The organism is Pseudoalteromonas sp. NSLLW24 (assembly GCF_015864725.1).
Taxonomy (GTDB): domain Bacteria; phylum Pseudomonadota; class Gammaproteobacteria; order Enterobacterales; family Alteromonadaceae; genus Pseudoalteromonas; species Pseudoalteromonas arctica.
In genome coordinates this window covers 41,519-59,234 of record NZ_JADYWQ010000019.1, presented here as the reverse complement: position 1 = coordinate 59,234, position 17,716 = coordinate 41,519, and the positions used below count along the sequence as shown (strand labels likewise).

15 protein-coding genes are annotated in these 17,716 nt (G+C 40.2%); 7 read left to right on the top strand and 8 right to left on the bottom strand.

Annotated elements, in window-relative coordinates; genetic code table 11:
* The first annotated feature begins 67 nt into the window (after nt 1–67).
* The gene (gene chrA / locus I6E72_RS16905; protein ID WP_197113334.1) at nt 68–1,222 is read left to right on the top strand and encodes a chromate efflux transporter; all 1,155 of its coding nucleotides are present in this window, start codon (nt 68–70) and stop codon (nt 1,220–1,222) included.
* On the opposite strand, the gene I6E72_RS16900 is transcribed toward chrA, so the two are convergent.
* Genes I6E72_RS16900 through speA form a run of 4 tightly spaced genes read right to left on the bottom strand, consistent with a single transcriptional unit; the run spans nt 1,182 to nt 6,200 of the window.
* Entirely contained in the window at nt 1,182–2,438 is a 1,257-nt protein-coding gene (locus I6E72_RS16900) for a mechanosensitive ion channel family protein (RefSeq protein ID WP_024599475.1), read from the bottom strand. The genes chrA and I6E72_RS16900 overlap by 41 nt on opposite strands.
* Nucleotides 2,435–3,355 (bottom strand): acetyltransferase, encoded by a 921-nt coding sequence (locus tag I6E72_RS16895; protein ID WP_197113287.1) that lies wholly within the window; start codon nt 3,353–3,355, stop codon nt 2,435–2,437. The genes I6E72_RS16900 and I6E72_RS16895 overlap by 4 nt, the downstream gene beginning before the upstream one ends.
* A gap of 25 nt (nt 3,356–3,380) precedes the next feature.
* A complete protein-coding gene (locus I6E72_RS16890) occupies nt 3,381–4,259 on the bottom strand; it encodes an acyltransferase (RefSeq protein ID WP_197113331.1) in 879 nt (292 codons plus the stop codon).
* A 60-nt stretch (nt 4,260–4,319) separates the two neighbouring features.
* Nucleotides 4,320–6,200, bottom strand: coding sequence for a biosynthetic arginine decarboxylase (speA, locus tag I6E72_RS16885; RefSeq protein ID WP_024591379.1), 1,881 nt, complete (start codon nt 6,198–6,200; stop codon nt 4,320–4,322).
* A 198-nt stretch (nt 6,201–6,398) separates the two neighbouring features.
* On the opposite strand from speA, the gene speE reads away from it, so the two are divergent.
* On the top strand, nt 6,399–7,262 hold the full coding sequence (speE, locus tag I6E72_RS16880) for a polyamine aminopropyltransferase (RefSeq protein WP_197113285.1): 864 nt from the start codon (nt 6,399–6,401) through the stop codon (nt 7,260–7,262).
* A gap of 59 nt (nt 7,263–7,321) precedes the next feature.
* Here the strand turns inward: speE and I6E72_RS16875 are convergent, their stop codons facing one another.
* Both I6E72_RS16875 and I6E72_RS16870 read right to left on the bottom strand, forming a co-directional pair.
* Complete coding sequence (locus tag I6E72_RS16875) at nt 7,322–8,554, bottom strand: hypothetical protein (RefSeq protein ID WP_197113281.1); 1,233 nt, start codon at nt 8,552–8,554, stop codon at nt 7,322–7,324.
* Nucleotides 8,544–9,167, bottom strand: coding sequence for a methylamine utilization protein (locus I6E72_RS16870; protein WP_197113278.1), 624 nt, complete (start codon nt 9,165–9,167; stop codon nt 8,544–8,546). Before I6E72_RS16870 ends, I6E72_RS16875 begins: the two co-directional genes overlap by 11 nt.
* Nucleotides 9,168–9,325: 158 nt before the next feature.
* Between I6E72_RS16870 and I6E72_RS16865 the strand changes: the two genes are divergently transcribed.
* Nucleotides 9,326–11,368 (top strand): glycoside hydrolase family 97 protein, encoded by a 2,043-nt coding sequence (locus I6E72_RS16865; RefSeq protein ID WP_197113276.1) that lies wholly within the window; start codon nt 9,326–9,328, stop codon nt 11,366–11,368.
* A 22-nt stretch (nt 11,369–11,390) separates the two neighbouring features.
* Here I6E72_RS16865 and envZ read toward each other — a convergent pair whose 3' ends face one another.
* Together envZ and ompR are read right to left on the bottom strand one after the other, a co-directional pair.
* The gene (envZ, locus tag I6E72_RS16860) at nt 11,391–12,704 is read right to left on the bottom strand and encodes a two-component system sensor histidine kinase EnvZ (protein WP_024599469.1); all 1,314 of its coding nucleotides are present in this window, start codon (nt 12,702–12,704) and stop codon (nt 11,391–11,393) included.
* Nucleotides 12,705–12,709: 5 nt separating this feature from the next.
* Nucleotides 12,710–13,429, bottom strand: a complete 720-nt coding sequence (gene ompR, locus I6E72_RS16855; RefSeq protein WP_002959552.1) for an osmolarity response regulator transcription factor OmpR — start codon at nt 13,427–13,429, stop codon at nt 12,710–12,712.
* Between the two features lie 195 nt (nt 13,430–13,624).
* Between ompR and greB the strand changes: the two genes are divergently transcribed.
* The 4 genes from greB (at nt 13,625) to I6E72_RS16835 (ending at nt 17,660) form a co-directional block, all read left to right on the top strand.
* A complete protein-coding gene (gene greB, locus I6E72_RS16850) occupies nt 13,625–14,104 on the top strand; it encodes a transcription elongation factor GreB (RefSeq protein ID WP_007584978.1) in 480 nt (159 codons plus the stop codon).
* Nucleotides 14,105–14,220: 116 nt separating this feature from the next.
* Nucleotides 14,221–14,532, top strand: coding sequence for a hypothetical protein (locus I6E72_RS16845; RefSeq protein WP_007584977.1), 312 nt, complete (start codon nt 14,221–14,223; stop codon nt 14,530–14,532).
* Between the two features lie 50 nt (nt 14,533–14,582).
* Nucleotides 14,583–15,164 (top strand): CBS domain-containing protein, encoded by a 582-nt coding sequence (locus tag I6E72_RS16840; protein WP_010554942.1) that lies wholly within the window; start codon nt 14,583–14,585, stop codon nt 15,162–15,164.
* Between the two features lie 168 nt (nt 15,165–15,332).
* On the top strand, nt 15,333–17,660 hold the full coding sequence (locus I6E72_RS16835; protein ID WP_197113274.1) for a Tex family protein: 2,328 nt from the start codon (nt 15,333–15,335) through the stop codon (nt 17,658–17,660).
* The last annotated feature ends 56 nt before the right edge of the window (nt 17,661–17,716 follow it).

Below are 17,716 nucleotides of genomic sequence, written 5' to 3'. Positions count from 1 at the left end.
CCATTTTAATAAAAATGTCATACTACGCTGTGACAATTTAATGAATTTTACAAAGGATATTGGCGCAATGTTAATTGCTATTTTTAGACAGTTTTTTTTACTAGGGTGCATGAGTTTTGGTGGCCCCGCTGCGCATTTAGGTTATTTTAAACGTCACTTTGTAGACTCGTTAAATTGGCTAACCAATACTCGTTACGCACAACTTATTAGTTTAAGCCAAGCACTGCCAGGACCAGGCTCTAGCCAAGTTAGTTTTGCTATTGGCGTTGAGCGTGCTGGCGTACTGGGTGGTATAGCTGCCTTTGTAGGCTTTACTCTGCCTTCGTTTTTAATAATGGTGCTACTTGCTGTAAGTGCACATCAGTTTGACGCTGTTTACTTTGCTATTATTACAGGCTTAAAGTTATTTGCCGTTGTTATAGTTGCTGATGCCACACTTAGTATGGCTAAAAGCTTTTGTACAAGTGCTGCGCTTAAGTTACTTGCCGTAATGAGTACACTTGCTTTGGTATTATTTCCAATGATGGGAACTCAAATCGCTATTTTAATAACCGCTGCAACAGTAGGTGCTATATGGCCTTTATTAAAACTTGGTACAGCCACAAAAAATGTTAGCAGTACAAAAAGCTATATTAATTGGATTGCACTGGGGTTATTTGCGCTCTTACTTGGTGTGAGCTTTATTCCACTAGGCCATGAGTTTGCTTTGTTTGCCCCTTTTTACCAAGCAGGTGCAATGGTGTTTGGCGGCGGACACGTAGTACTACCGGTACTTCAAGCAGGCGTACCAGCATTGAGTGATGATCAGTTTTTAAGTGCTTACGCGAGTGCACAAGCGGTGCCAGGACCTATGTTTACTATTGCTACTTACTTAGGCGCACAACTTACTACAGAGCAACCTTTAGTGGGTGCTCTTATAGCTACACTACTTATATTTATGCCTGGTTTTTTACTTATACTCGCGTTTCAAAAGAGCTGGATTAACTTGGCAAGTAAGCCACGCTTTGCAAGCTCAATAGCGGCGCTTAATGCTGCGGTAGTCGGTTTTTTAGCGGCTGCACTGTATTCGCCAATCTGGACATCAGCGGTGCATAGTCTTTGGCAAGTTGCGTTAGTAATAATTGTATTTGCATGGCTGCAATTTAAAAAGCCACCTATTTGGTGGCTCTTAGCTTTGTTTATTACTGTGGGTCTTTTACAACACTATTTGCCATCACTCTAAATGTTGGCTTATCTGTTTGTTGCTCGTTAGGAGGGCTTAACTGCCCACTAACACTTTGATACGCCCTAAGCCCAAACACAGGTAATACCGCAAGCAAATGATCCATTATTTCGGCTTGTAAGTGCTCGTACGAAATCCAACGTTTATCTTCACTAAAGCAATAAAACTCAATAGGCAAACCATGATTAAGTGGTTGTAGCTCTCGTACCATTAACGTAAGCGACGTATTAATTTTACTGTGCTGTTTTAAATAGCCTTCTGCATAACGACGAAACAGCCCTAAATTAGAAACCTGAGCAGGTAATGTCGTTACTCGGATATAGTCATGAAGCGGAATAGCCGCATCAATTTGTTTTCTAAACTCATCACCCACTAAACAAATACTGTGCATATCTATGTTAAGTGAACGTTTAATACGCCTACCGCCCGACTCTTGCATGCCGCGCCAGTTTTTAAATGAACCCGCTACCAACATATAAGTTGGAATAGTTGTTATGGTGTTATCCCAGTTACGTACCTTTACAGTGTTTAAACCCAAATCAATTACTTCGCCGTCGGCGCCGTAGTTTTCTACTTGAATCCAATCACCATAGGTTACTAGGCGATTTGCTGCTATTTGAATACTGGCTACAAAGCCTAAAATAGTGTCTTTAAATACTAATAACGTAACGGCAGCAATAGCACCAAAGCCAGAGAGAATATAAGTAGGTGACTTCTCAAGAAAAATGCTCACAATTAAAATTGCACACACAATAAAGGTTATTAGCTTAACAACCTGAATTAAGCCCTGAATAGGTACTTCGCGGGCAAACTCTAACTGGTTATAAATAGTACCCGCAATGCTCACAATACTACTAAAAATGAACCCTGCATAAATAATAAGCAAAGCTTGTCCTATCGTTTTTAGTATTTCTGCTGCTATTTCGTTAACTGGGTATACACTATCAAATGTAGCTAAAAACAATACGCAGCAAAGCATTCCTGCAATACGTTTATTTAGCTTATTAAGCATAGGCGAAAGCGCACCAATTCGCTCAGGGGAAAGCCTCGTCACTATTTTTTGAATGCCAGGTAACATTAACCTACGAGTAAATAAGTAAACAATTAATAAAGAGAATATTCCTATTGAGACGGCGGTGATTGAGCTAAGAAAATCCGCGTCGGGTACTTTTTCAAACCAAGGAGCAATTAATTCCTGTAGGTGGGTGTTGGTCATAGTGTTTCAATTTCCTTACTGATTTGTGGTTCAGGTAAATCTTGTTGAGCATAAATATCGGCAAGCTGCTGATCTTTAGCAACCCATAGCTCATTCACATAATGTTGAAAATTAACTTTAAATACGTCATCGCTTTGATAGCTGCCCTGCATACTTTCATTAATGGGCGTTACGTTTATTGAAACATAAATAGAATCTAGCTCACCTTTTAACAAGTTACGACAAACATGATCTGTCTTACCGCTATATACTAAACTTGTATTAAGCATGGCATCAAATTGATCGGCTAATACTTCAAGCGCAAAAGCAATGCCGCCCGCTTTGGGCTTTAATAAATGTTTAAAAGGACTTTGTTGCAGATTATGTTTGGCTGGCGTATAGCGTGTACCTTCAACAAAATTAATGATGGTAGTAGGATGATGACGAAAATTACGACAACTACGCTTCGTGCGCTCTACATCCAACCCTTTCAACTTTGGATTTTTAGCTAATTGCGCTTTGCTTACCCGTTTCATAAACGGCATACCCATAGCCCACGCACCAGTGCCAATAAAAGGCATGTATTTTAACCCGTCTTTTAAAAAGAACTTAGGGGCAGGCAATGCATGTAATGAGCTAAGTACAGTTATATCTAACCAACTCGCGTGGTTACAAATAAGTAAATACCAACTTTTTGAGTTTAAGTCGCCACTTATATCAACCACAATGTTAGGGCAACCTAACCAAAGCCCTAAACGGTTGCCGTTACACCAACCTCGGTAAGCGCTGTGTAATATAGAGTTAACCACAGGCAAAGGCAGTAATAACTTAATAAGGCCCAGTACAAATACTAGCGAGCCAAAAAGTATCATGTTAGAAAACAATACGCAGCCTACAATTAAGCCGTTAAGCCAATTTGGTAACCACTTTTTTAGCATAACTGTAAGCTCATATTTTTACCTTTTACTTATGGGTTTTTTCGAGCGATTGCAGTGTTTGCTCTTTGTTTTCCCATAAGCGGTTTAACTCGCTTTGAAAGCGAACTCTAAATTCAGAATCACCTGTGTAGTCACCAATAAGCTCTTCGCTTACCGGCCTTACTTCCACGTGTACGTTGATATTTTTTACCTTACCACCAGCAAAATCCATAAAAGTAGGAATACCATCTGGGTAATGAATGGTGACGTTAACCACTTTAGTAATTTGCTCGCCCATTGCTTGCATTACAAAAGCAATACCACCGGCTTTTGGTTTTAATAAATGTGGAAACGGGCTATTTTGGCGCGCGTGCTTTTGTGTAGTAAAACGAGTGCCTTCTACAAAGTTAACTACGGTTACCGGCATTTCTTTAAATTTTTCACACGCTTTACGCGTGGTTTCTAAATCTTTGCCACGCAACTTTGGATTCTTTTTTAATTGGCTTTTGCTCGTGCGAGTCATAAACGGAAAATCAAGCGCCCACCAACACAAACCTAAAATAGGCACGTAAATAAGCTCTTTTTTCAAAAAGAAGTTTAAAAATGGAATTTTTCGATTAAACACACGTTGCAATACTAAAATATCGACCCAGCTTTGGTGATTTGCTATTACTAGGTACCAATCCTTTAGTTTAAGGTCTTCAAGGCCAGTTACATTAAGTTTAGTTGGCGTAAATAACTTTTGATTTAAGCTATTAAAGGTAACCCAAATAGTTGCAAATTGCTTAGCTGCCCAGCTCATAAGCTTTTGTAAAGGCTTAATAGGGATAAGCTTTATAAGCCCACAAACAAAAATAGGCACAAACCAAAAAAGTGTGTTTATTGTGTAAAAAATAATACTAAATACACTGCGAATAACTGACATTACTTCCATTCCTTTAAACATTGCGCAGCCACTAATACTGCGCTTTCAGTTGCTTACAAATTAATCTTCAAAATAGGTATAGCCTTCAAGGCCTGCATTAAGCTCAGCTAAATAACCTTCTTTACACTGCGTCGATACATCAAGTTTATTAACTTGGTACGCAAAGTTGTCAGCTAAAATGGCGCTATCATAGTCAACAAACTTTAATACATCCTTAACGCTATCACCTTTTATGGCATTGGTTAACACATAACCTTCATCGTTAAGCTCTACATGCACTGAATCAGTGTCACCAAATAGGTTATGTAAATCGCCTAAAATTTCTTGATATGCACCCACCATAAACATAGCAATGTGGTATTGCTCACCGTGTTTATATTCTGGAATAGGTAGGCTGGTTTCGATACCAGCGCCTTCAACGTATTCGCGGATTTGCCCGTCAGAATCGCAGGTAATATCTTGAATAATCGCGCGCTGAGTCAATGGCTGAGTTAAGTTTTCGATTGGCATAACAGGAAACAACTGCTGAATACCCCATACATCAGGCAACGACTGAAATAATGAAAAGTTAACAAAGAGTTTATCAGCAAGCTTTTCGTTTAAATCGTCGAGTACTTCACGGTGCGCGCGCGCGTTATTACTAAGCGATGCACGTACACGATGTAAAATAGTAAAGTAAAGCTGCTCTATTTTCGCCCACTCTAGCATGCTTACTAAGCCATGCACGTACTGATCGTGCGCTTCGCTAAATAAGTGCATAGCGTCGTGATAAATCTCTAATGCCATACGCGGGTTTAAACGCTGTAAACACTGCCACATTTCATCAAGCACTAATGCGCTATTTTCAAGCGGTGGCTCTGGATTTAAATGATTAGGCGCTTTTTCTACGTCAATTACATCGGTAATTAATACCGCATGGTGAGCAGTTAAAGCACGCCCCGACTCGGTGATAATGGCCGGATGCGTAAGGTTATGCTGATCGCACACCTCAGCAAATGCATTCACTACGTTACGCGCATACTCTTCTACGGTGTAATTCATTGAACATGCACTACGCGAGCCAGAGCCCTCGTAATCAACACCTAAGCCGCCGCCCACATCAACGGTATTTAACGGTACGTTTAATTGTGTAAGCTCAGCAAAGTGGCGTGCACATTCACGTAAAGCACGGTGAATATCACGAATATTGGCAATTTGAGAACCAATATGAAAATGCACCATTTGCATTAAGTGCAGCTTATTATGCTTTTTAAGCACTTCAACAGCACTTAGTACTTGGCCTGCTGTTAAACCAAACTTGCCTTTTTCGCCGCCCGTGTTTTGCCACTTGCCTTTGCCTACTGAGTTTAGGCGAATGCGAATACCAATAGCCGGTTCAATGCCTAGGTTGTCTATTTCTTCAAGTAGTGTGGTCAGTTCTGAAAGCTTTTCTACCACAATTTTTACGCTGTGGCCCATTGCTTGACCAATACACGCTAGGCGTAAAAACTCACTGTCTTTATAGCCGTTACACACTATTGTGATTGGCTCTTTTGCTACACCCAAAATAGCCATAAGTTCTGGCTTTGAGCCTGCTTCTAGGCCAACAAGCCCGCTTGGATGCGCTAATAGCTTACTTACTACAGAACGTTGCTGATTTACTTTAATTGGGTAAACACAGGTGTATTTTCCGTTATATTCACGATTTGCTCGCGCTTGCGTAAACGCGTTAGTAAGGGTGTCTACACGATTTTTTAAAATATCGGTAAAGCGTACTAAAACCGGCAGCGTTAAACCTTGTTGCTTAAACTGCTCAGTTAATTGCGTTAAAGAAATGGCCGGTTTTGTTTGGTCGCCATCTGGGTAAGCCACCAGTTCGCCTTGTGCGTTAATATCAAAATAACCATCACTCCAATGAGCAACGTTATAAGTGGCGCGTGCTGTTTCTAAACCCCAGGTCATGGCAACTCTTCTTTAGTCAATTAGGTATAAAGGCGCATTTTAATACGTCACTATCCACTAGGCTAACAAAAATTGAACTTTCACTCACTCCTAACTAACTTTATTCGTCAAATCAGTTAAAATGTCATTGAGCAAAACGCCAAGCACTGGCAGAATTGCCCCTTTTTCATACTCAACCTAAAAAGTGTAATAGTAACTATGGCAAATTTAGATCAAAGTAAGTGGTTTACTGAAATTAGCGACCGCGATGGCAGCGCATTTTCATTACGTATTAATAAAAAGTTAGATGAAAAACAGTCTCCTTTTCAAAAGGTAGAAATGTTTGAAACCACAGACTTTGGTAATTTAATGATCATCGACGGGTGTACTATGGTAACAACCCGCGAAAACTTCTTTTATCATGAGATGATCAGCCACCCTGCACTTTTAGCGCATCCAAACCCTAAAAACGTCGTTATTATTGGCGGCGGCGACTGCGGTACTTTACGCGAAGTATTAAAACACCCAGGCGTAGAAACTGTAACGCAAATAGATATAGACGAAGTAGTAACACAAATGTCGTTAAAATACTTCCCAGAGCTTTGTGAATCTAATAACGACGCCCGTGCAACTGTTATGTTTGACGACGGTATTAAATACATGCGCGAAGCCGCTGGCGAATCTATCGACGTGGTTATTGTTGATGGCACCGATCCGGTAGGTCCAGGTGAAGGTTTATTTAATCATGCGTTTTACACAAGCTGTTTAGATGCACTGCGCCCAGGCGGTATTTTAGTGCAACAAAGTGAATCGCCACTTATGCACATGCCATTATTAGTTGAAATGCGCGAAGCAATGCTAAGCGTAGGCTTTAACGATTTACAAACATTACCATTCCCACAACCAATTTACCCAAGCGGTTTATGGTCAGTAACACTTGCACGTAAATCACAAGCATTTGACGGCTTTAGAGAAGATGGCGCGGCACAAATAGCCAAGCACAGTGAATACTACAATAGCGGTATTCATCATGGCGCACTCGCTACACCGAACTACATGAAGCGCGCATTCGATAAAAAATAATCTATACCAATTTTATTAAACTTAAAAGGGAGCATTTAAATGCTCCCTTTTTTATACTTCTAAAAACGCCATTGCGCATTTAGCATTACTTGCTGCTGCGAGATTCGTTCATTAAATCCAATTGGCTCTCTATTTTTTGCAACACTTTTAAGGGCTGAGCCTTCAACCCCTATTTGTAGTTTATTAGTAAGCTGGTATCGCCATGTTGCTGTTAAACCTTCGCCATTGCTTGCATTAGGGTCAAACGCGGTTGTGTCGTTGTCAGTAACTTTAAAATAATCGTAACGTACTGAAACTCGGTGTTTGCCTTCTTTATGGCTTAGCATTAAATAATGGCTATAAAAAGCATTATCAATTAATGCGTTACTGCCCATTTCAGTTTTGCCATTGAGTGTCTGAGCAATAAAACGTGTCTTGCTGTTAAATTTATAAAGCCAAGCGGCGCTCGTAAATCGAGTATTCCAAGCATATTGCCCGGAACTATAATTAACAGTATTTGGATCACCATTATTATCATAATAGTAGATTCTAAATTGAGACTGCTTTAAGTAATCCCAATGTATACCGGCGTAATAACCAAAGCGCCCATCTACTTCCTCAAACGGTAAAACCTGATTAGCTTGCCAGCGTAATTCGTATTCGTTTAATGCCGCTACAGGCGCAAATTGCACGCTTTCGTTAAACGTTGTTTGTCTATCGTGTAATGCAAAGCCACGCCATGCGAGTAAAGTACCTGCGGGGTCATTGCCTTTAAATGTCGCACCTACAAAGCTAAAGCTATGTCTGCTGTTAAAACGTTTTGCTGGGCGCTTAATAGTCACTTCAGCACCAACGGTACGCACTTCCTCACCTATCCAGCTATTAATAGCTGAATTTGTATAGTTATAAGGAGAAGTCCAGCCTATGTCAGGGTTTTCAAGCGACATAAGCGGATAAAATCCCCCTACGCGCACGTGCCATTTATAGTTACTGTTAGATAGTGGCTGATACTTTACAAAAGCTTGCGTAAAACCAAGGCCAACGTCAGGATCTTGATTCGCATTTAACACGCCGTGAGCCGACCAACTAGATGCTAAATCAACATTAAAATCTAAAATACCTTGCGATAGAATAAGCTCATCACTTTTAGTATCGTGCCGATATAGTCCGATACCGCCTTCTTGAAAACTAAGCGTATTATCACCCTGCACGGCTCTAATTTGTATTAAGCCTTTTACTTGTGCATACAACACATTACTAAAACATAAAGCACCGGCTACAAGTGCCAGTCTCATTAGCCTATTAATAATCATCAAATTCATCCGTAGCAAAATCAATTTGCTCCGCTATTTCCTGCTTTACTTTATAAGTGATAGGGTTGGTAGCCACAGTAATAGTTTGAGATTCAATCTTACTAATATCGCTAAACCCAGAATGCCAAACACTTAACGTGTATTCGCCTGCATTGGCATTTAAATCTACATGTCCATTTTCATCAGTGATTGCAAAAATAGTGCTATCTACCACCACAATATAGCCTAACATCCAATCATGAATATTACAGCCAAGCTCAACAACACCCGTTTGATCAAAAGTAATAGGCGCTTTTGGGTGCTCCTTATATAGCTTTAATTCAAATGTTTTAGCTTTAGAAAATGAATAAACATGATGCATGATTGAGTCCGCATTCGGAAACTCTACCTTTGCATTTTGTGGGACAACTAAAATACGCGGCTTAAATTCTCGATTTTGCTGGGTCATCGCATAAGGTGCTTCTGGAGGAATAACGCTAGAGGGGCCTCCTGCAGTTAGCCATACAACAGCATTAGGTAACGGGTCATTATTAGCATTTTTAATTGTAATATTTGCTGCAAAAACTCCAGTACTAACACTTAGTAAAAATACACAAAGTAAGCTTTTTATCATTTTCTTGTCGCTATTATCAATTTGTTTACATTATAGACCGATTAAGCCACCAAATTCTTTCTATTTTTTAAAACATTGAATACGTATGTAGGCAGTCGTATTAATCATCAACAGTCATTATCCTTAAATGTCACCACCGACTCATCTAAGGACACACCATGAGAATACCAGCACTTGTGCTTTTAGCCTTTGCTAGTAATAGCTACGGACAAACCGTAGAGCTAAAATCGCCAGACACACAAATAACAGTAAGCATTTCTGACGAAAACAACACGCCAAGCTACGCAATAAAATTTAAAAACAAAGCGGTTATAAACAAATCTTTACTGGGGTTTGAATTTAAAACACAAGCGGCCTTTAGCGACGGCTTTAAAATTAAAAGCATTAAACAACAAAGCGTTAATACACAGTGGCAACAACCCTGGGGCGAACGTCAAAACGTTGTTGACGAATATAACGAAGTAGCCGTTACGTTTACAAAAAAGGAGCCAAATAAAGGCACCTACACCATTCGATTTAAAGCATTTGATAGTGGGATTGGATTTAGATACGAAGTACCACAACAAGTAGGCTTCGAACATACAGAAATAACCAAAGAGCTGACTGAATTTGCAATAAACAATAGTCATGATGCAACAGCATGGTGGATACCTGCTCGTGGCTGGAACCGCTACGAATATGTTTACAACACCACCCCACTTAACGAAGCCCCACTAGCTCACACACCATTTACGTTTAAAACAAGTGATGGTACTCATATTAGTATTCATGAAGCCGCACTTGTTGATTATGCAGCCATGGTACTTAATCAGCGTCGCTCTGGTACGTTTACTGCCGATTTAACGCCGTGGTCAGATGGTGTCGCAGTTAAAAAACAAGGTGCTTTTAAAACACCATGGCGCACCATTCAAATAGCCGACAGCGCTGTTGGCTTAGTTAATTCAGATATAATACTAAACCTAAACGAGCCTAATAAACTCGGTGACGTGTCGTGGGTTAAACCTGGTAAATACGTCGGTATTTGGTGGGGTATGCATATAAACACACAAACTTGGGGTAGCGGTAAAAAACACGGCGCCACTACGCAAACCACAAAATACTACATGGATTTTGCAGCGCAGTATGGTTTTGATGGCGTACTCGTTGAAGGCTGGAATATTGGCTGGGATGGCGATTGGTATTTTAATGGCGATGTATTTAACTTTACCAAACCGTACGACGACTTTGATATAGCAGCGCTTACTCAATACGGCAAAAAAAAAGGCGTACAACTCATTGGCCACCATGAAACATCAGGCAATGTAAGCAACTACCGTGACCAAATGGAAGATGCCTTTGCCCTTTACGAAAAATCAAACGTAAGCCAAGTAAAAACAGGTTATGTAGCCGATGGCGGAAATATAAAACGTATAGACAAAAACGGTATTGCTCGCCACGAATGGCATGACGGCCAGTTTATGGTTAACGAATACCTTTATAACGTAAAACTTGCAGCTAAACATAAAATTAGCATTAACACTCACGAGCCAATTAAAGATACCGGCCTGCGCCGTACTTATCCAAACTGGATTGCGCGCGAAGGCGCACGCGGACAAGAATACAATGCATGGGGTTCGCCACCTAACCCACCAGAGCATGTACCAATGCTTGCTTTTACCCGCATGCTATCTGGGCCGATGGATTTTACGCCAGGTATTTTTGATATGAGCTTTAATGGTTTAGGAGGCAATACAAACCGCCCACAAACCACTCTCGCCAAACAACTCGCACTTTACGTTGTTTTGTATAGTCCAATTCAAATGGCTGCCGACTTACCTAAAAACTACTTAGCTAAGCCCGATGCGTTTCAATTCATTCAAGACGTACCAACAGATTGGCAGCAAAGCATTGCTCTTGATGGTGAAGTAGGCGACTTTATTGTATTCGCTCGTAAAGAGCGTAAAAGCACTAAATACTCAGGAAACGATTGGTACTTAGGTGCTGTTACTGACGAAAAAGCCCGAACTATTGAGGTAAAACTCGACTTTTTAGAGCAAGGCAAAAAGTTCGAAGCGCAAATTTATAAAGATGGTAAAAACGCAGAGTGGAAAAATAATCCGTACGATATAACTATCGAAAAACGTATTGTAACTACAGACGATAAACTAACGCTTGAGCTGGCCACCAGTGGCGGCACAGCTATTCGTTTTAAAGCACTTTAATATAATAAAACCCCTGCATTTACTATGCAGGGGTTAATACTTTTATTGGCAAATATACTTGTGCACTTAAACCGCCTTCTGGACGGTTTTCTAGTTTTACTTTACCGTCGTGCATATCAACAATGCGTTTAATAATAGCAAGGCCTAAACCACTGCCTTCACTGCCTCGTGCAGCATCGCCTTGTTTGAAGGGCTCAAATACAGACTCTAATTCGTTTTCAGGAATGCCGGGGCCACTATCGTTTACAGCGATAACTACATACTTTTTGTTTGAATTAAAGTAGCTAAGTACTTCAATATCGCCCTCAGAATAACGCAGCGCATTACCAATCATGTTGGTAATTACACGTTTAATAGCCACAGAGCTTAACGGTATATTGCCTATATTTGGATTACTTTTAAACGTAATAGTACGTTGATGCTGAAGCTCAGAATTGACAACCTCGGCAACTAAAGCATTGATATCTTCGCAACTTAGTTCTTCACGTTTATGGTGGCGTAGATACTCAATAAACTGATCAATAATCCCGTTCATGTCTTCTATATCGTAAATAATACCTTCACGAAGATAATCATCTTCATCAACCATCATTTCGGTGGCTAAACGGATACGCGTAAGCGGCGTACGTAAATCATGAGATACACCGGCCATTAGTAAACGGCGGTCGTTTTCAAGTGCAGCAATTCCGCGCGACATTTGGTTAAACGCGCGCGTTACTTCTATTACTTCTGTTGAGCCTTGTTCTTCTAACTTGGTAGAAAAGTCGCCTTTACCCACTTTCACTGCAGCTTGTTGCAGTGCTTTTAATGGTCTATTAAGGTGCCTTGCAAACAACCACCCACCCAGCACACTTAAAAAGCCAATACTTGATAAGTAAAAAGTTAAAAACTCTAAGTTGTTCTCTTTAAAGCCTTTAAGCGGTACTTTGACCCAATAACCTGGCGCTTGCGGTGCTTCAACCCAATAAATCAACGGATCAGTTTGGCTAATACGTACACGAGAATAACCACCAAGTTGCTCAGTCATGCTACGCGATAGCATAGAATATTCGCGGCTTTGCCCAAGCCCTTGACGCATCGCTTCTCGCTGAGTCATGACTTCAATACCGGTAATTTCAAAAAACTTTGCAGATACTTCGTCGTTTATTTCAACGCCATCTTCCCAGTCAATAAATACTGTTTTAATTTGCTTAGCAAGCATCAAGTTAACTTGCTCAATGGTTGGTTTTACAACATAAAAACTAACCGTAACATAAGACACTATTTGATTTATGAGCAGCAGAGCCGCCACTAAAAAAACAGTTTGTCCAAAAGCACTGCGCGGAAACATGCCCATAAATATTACTTTTCACCGTCGGGAACAAACACATACCCCAAACCCCAAACGGTTTGAATATATCGCGGATTGGCAGCATCTACTTCAATCATGCGGCGAAGTCTCGACACTTGCACATCAATGCTTCGCTCAAGCGCACTGTAATCGCGGCCACGCGCTAAGTTCATTAGCTTATCGCGGCTAAGTGGCTCACGTGGATGCGAAACAAGCGCTTTAAGCACTGCAAACTCACCACTGGTAAGCGATATTGTTTTATCCCCTTCACTCATTTCGCGCGTTGCCAAATTAAGCGTAAATTTACCAAAAGCGATTAAGTTTTCTTCAGCAGCAGGTGCGCCTGGCACTTCTTTTGCTCGGCGACGTAAAATGGCTTTTATGCGAGCAAGTAGCTCTCGTGGATTAAATGGTTTTGGAATGTAATCGTCAGCGCCAAGTTCAAGGCCAATAATGCGATCTACTTCGTCGCCCTTTGCAGTAAGCATAACAATAGGAATTTCATTTTCTTTTTGGCGTAGACGGCGACAAATAGATAAGCCATCCTCGCCTGGGAGCATTAAATCGAGAACCATTAAGTGAAAGTTTTCTCGCTCTAGGAGTCTATCCATTTGCTCCGAGTTTCCTGCGGTTCTAACAATAAAGCCTTGCTCTACTAAATAACGTTCAAGCAAACTGCGTAAGCGCATATCGTCATCAACAACTAATACTTTTGTGGTTTCGTGTCCCATAATCTCTTTCTTATTTTTATATCCAATTACTAGTTAATATAAATGAAAAACTTAATAATCAAAAACTAATTACTTGCTTAGATTGTTACTGAACATTTCAAAGCTTACTTACTCGTACTTTATTACATTTTACGCTCGACAAGTTTTGGCAAATTTAATAACGTGCACACCATTAGAGCTAATAAAGAATTCACCATGAAAACAAATTTAGTTACCCGTGAAGGTTACTTACAATTACAACAAGAACACGACCAACTATGGAACGTTAAACGCCCAGAAGTAACAAAAATAGTTAGCTGGGCAGCCAGCCTCGGAGATCGCTCTGAGAACGCAGACTATCAGTACAACAAGCGTTTGCTACGCCAAATTGACCGTCGTGTACGCTATTTACGCAAACGCATACCTGATTTAAAAATCATCGACTACTCTCCCGTTCAAGATGGAAAAGTGTTTTTTGGTGCATGGGTCGAAATTGAAAACGAAGAAGGTGAAACTAAAAAATTCAGAATTGTCGGACCTGATGAAATTTACGACCGAAAAGATTACATATCGATAGACTCACCTATGGCGCGGGCGCTGATTAAAAAACAAGTAGATGACGATTTTGAGGTACCTACTCCTCAGGGTAAAAAACAGTGGTATGTAAACAGTATCGATTACCAAAAAAAGAAATAAAAAGTTTTGATTCAGATCATGTTAACTTTTGATTGTGTAAATTAAACCAATAAGCTATAACTGAATTATTCAAGTTGATTTGTTTAATTTGAAAGCAGTTAATTAAGGTCGTGGTTATGTCAAACATAGTACAGCGCATATTAAATAATGCCGTATTGTTTGCACTTTTAATGAGTGTAAGTTTGACGCTGCATGCCAGTAACACTGAAGTAAACCTTGATAACGCTAAACTATCTAATCACTTTATTGCTTGTGACATTCCTGACCAAGCAAACCTCGATTTTGACGTAGACTCTCACGTTAATACTATTACCTTTAGGTCGCCTCAACCACTTCCTAATGTCGTAGATTCTTTTTATAAGAGCACCAACCTAAACAGACCTTTTAGCACTGCGTACCAACGCGGACCACCTAGCTATTTAATTTAATTCATTATTTTACAACTTAATTAAATTTTATAACTACTAAGGTGACTACTATGTCTAACTTTAAAGAATTACGTACTCAAAATGTTTCTCACGGCGTTATTGCAAGCACATTTGCAGATGACCAACCATTGATTGATTTATCATCTCCAGCGCTAAAAATGGTAAATAACTTTACTCAAAAAACGCCCATTCGTGCAGAGCATACAACAACGATTACAGATGCACTTAAACAAGTTAGCTCGCAACAATCTGATTTTGTTTTAGTAACCGACGAGAACCAAAAATTGATTGGTCTTGTTTCTAGCGCCGATTTACAAAGCTCTAAAATTACTATTATTGCAGAGCGTTTAAATACCCCACGAAGTGAAGTAAGCTTGCGCGATATTATGACGCCAATTAGCCGACTTACAGGTGTAAGCATGCAAAGTTTAAGCTATGCATGTATTGGTGATGCGCTGCAAACAATGGAGCATCAAGGTGTAATGTTTTTATTAGTAACAACAGCAAGTAGCGAAATTTGTGGTTTAATTTCAGCTCGCCAAATAGCTAAAACATTACATATTCCACTACATATTAGCCCTATTGCTCACTCTTTCAGTGAAGTATTAGAAAACATTGAGCATCCTCACTAGGGCGCTCTTTTAGTTGAATTGATTTACTCCCCTCCCAACCATCTTAAAGCAAGTGAAATAGCTTGCTTTAAGAGCTTTTTATTACTACCTCCTGTGATATTATTCAAGCAATTAACGGCGCCAGTAACACGCTTCTGGTCTTATTTTATTGTATAAAAAGGTTTTTGCATGAGCGATATCTCTGCACGTTTAGCCGGTGAGTTAAACGCACAGCAGCAACAGGTTGTTGCAGCTACAAAATTACTTGATGAAGGCGCAACTGTTCCTTTTATTGCCCGCTACAGAAAAGAAGTTACCGGCGGCCTAGACGACACCCAATTACGCCTTTTAGAGCAGCGTTTATCGTATTTACGTGAACTAGAAGAGCGCCGTAGTTTTATTTTATCGACCATCGAATCGCAAAATAAATTAACGCCAGAGCTAAGTGCCGATATAACTAATGCACAAAGTAAAACTGAACTTGAAGATTTATACCTACCTTATAAAGCTAAGCGCCGTACTAAAGGCCAAATAGCAATTGAAGCTGGTTTAGAACCACTTGCAGATGCACTATTTAAAGATGCTAACCTTGACCCAGAGCAACAAGCAGAGCAGTTTGTAAATGCTGAAAAAGGTTTCGCAGATACAAAAGCGGTACTCGAAGGCGCTAAATTTATCTTGATGGAGCGCTTTGCTGAAGACGCAAAATTACTTGCTAAATTTAGAAGCCACATAAGCCAAAACGGCGCAATTGAAAGCACTGTAATTAAAGGCCAAGAGCAAGCGGGTGCAAAATACCGTGACTACTTTGAGCATCAAGAACTTCTCAAAAAAGTACCTTCTCACCGTGCGCTTGCTATGCTTAGAGCCCGAAATGAAGGTGTACTTCAGTTAAATGTTAATCCAGAGCCTAGCGCTGAAAATTCAGCGCAACTATGTGCCAACATGATTGCTGACCATTACCGTTTAGATATTAAATATAAAGTGGCAAGTCCTTGGTTATTAAACGTTGTGCAATGGGCGTGGAAAATTAAGTTAGGATTACACCTAGAGAATGAATTTTTTGCAGCAATGCGCGAAAAAGCAGAAGCTGGTGCAATCGACGTATTTGCTAAAAACTTAAAAGATTTATTAATGGCAGCACCTGCAGGCCCTCGTACTACTTTAGGTCTTGATCCAGGCCTTCGTACTGGCTGTAAGATTGCCGTTGTTGATAGCACAGGTAAATTACTAGCTACACAAACTATTTTCCCTCATGCACCACAAAATCATTGGGATAAATCAGTGCGTACGTTAGAGCAACTTTGTCGTCAGCATAAAGTTGAGCTAATTGCGATTGGTAACGGTACTGCATCACGCGAATCAGATAAGTTGGTTGCTGAGCTTATAAAAGCAAACAGCGAACTTAAGCTTAGTAAAATTATGGTTAGCGAAGCGGGTGCATCGGTTTACTCAGCTTCTGAATTTGCAGCTAATGAATTCCCAGATTTAGATGTTTCTATACGAGGGGCTGTCTCTATTGCGCGCCGCCTTCAAGATCCTCTTGCTGAACTTGTTAAAATTGAGCCAAAATCAATTGGTGTTGGCCAATACCAACACGATGTATCGCAAAGCCAATTAGGCCAAAGCCTTATTTCAGTTGTTGAAGACTGTGTAAACTCAGTAGGCGTAGATTTAAACATGGCATCGGTTCCACTACTTACACGCGTATCTGGTTTGAACAAAACATTAGCGCAAAATATCGTTAATTATCGCGATGCTAACGGCACATTTACTAAACGTAGTGAGCTTAAAAAGGTTGAGCGTTTAGGGCCAAAAGCATTTGAACAAGCGGCTGGTTTTTTACGTATTAACAATGGTAGCGATCCTCTAGATAACTCATCAGTTCACCCTGAAGCTTATCCTGTTGTTAAACGTATTTGTGAACGCAATAGCGTCGATGTCAGTAACCTAATTGGTAACAGCGACTTTTTAACTAAACTTGCTGCTAACGATTACACTGACGAAAAATTTGGCTTACCAACCGTTACCGACATTATTACTGAGCTTGATAAACCAGGTCGAGATCCTCGCCCTGAATTTAAAACAGCTGAGTTTAAAGCCGGTGTTGAAAAAATTAGTGACCTAAAACCAGGTATGATTTTAGAAGGCGTGGTTTCAAACGTTGCTAATTTTGGTGCGTTTGTTGATGTAGGTGTTCACCAAGATGGTTTAGTGCATATTTCAGCAATCACGAATAAATTTATATCAGATCCGCGTGAAGTTGTTAAAGCTGGTGATATTGTAAAGGTTAAAGTTGTTGAAGTAGACGCTGCACGTAAACGTATAAGCTTTACTATGCGCTTAGATGACGACATTGACACAAGTAATAAGTCAGCAGCGCCACCTACGCAAAAGCCACAAACACGTGCTAATAATTCGCAACCTCGCGCTGCAAAGCCTAAACGTGACAATGGCAATGCGTTAATGGGTAATGCATTTGCCGATGCGTTCGCTAATGCTAAAGTGAAAAAATAATACTTGTACAGCTAAGCTAAAACGAAAAAAACCGTGTAAGCGGTTTTTTTGTGGTT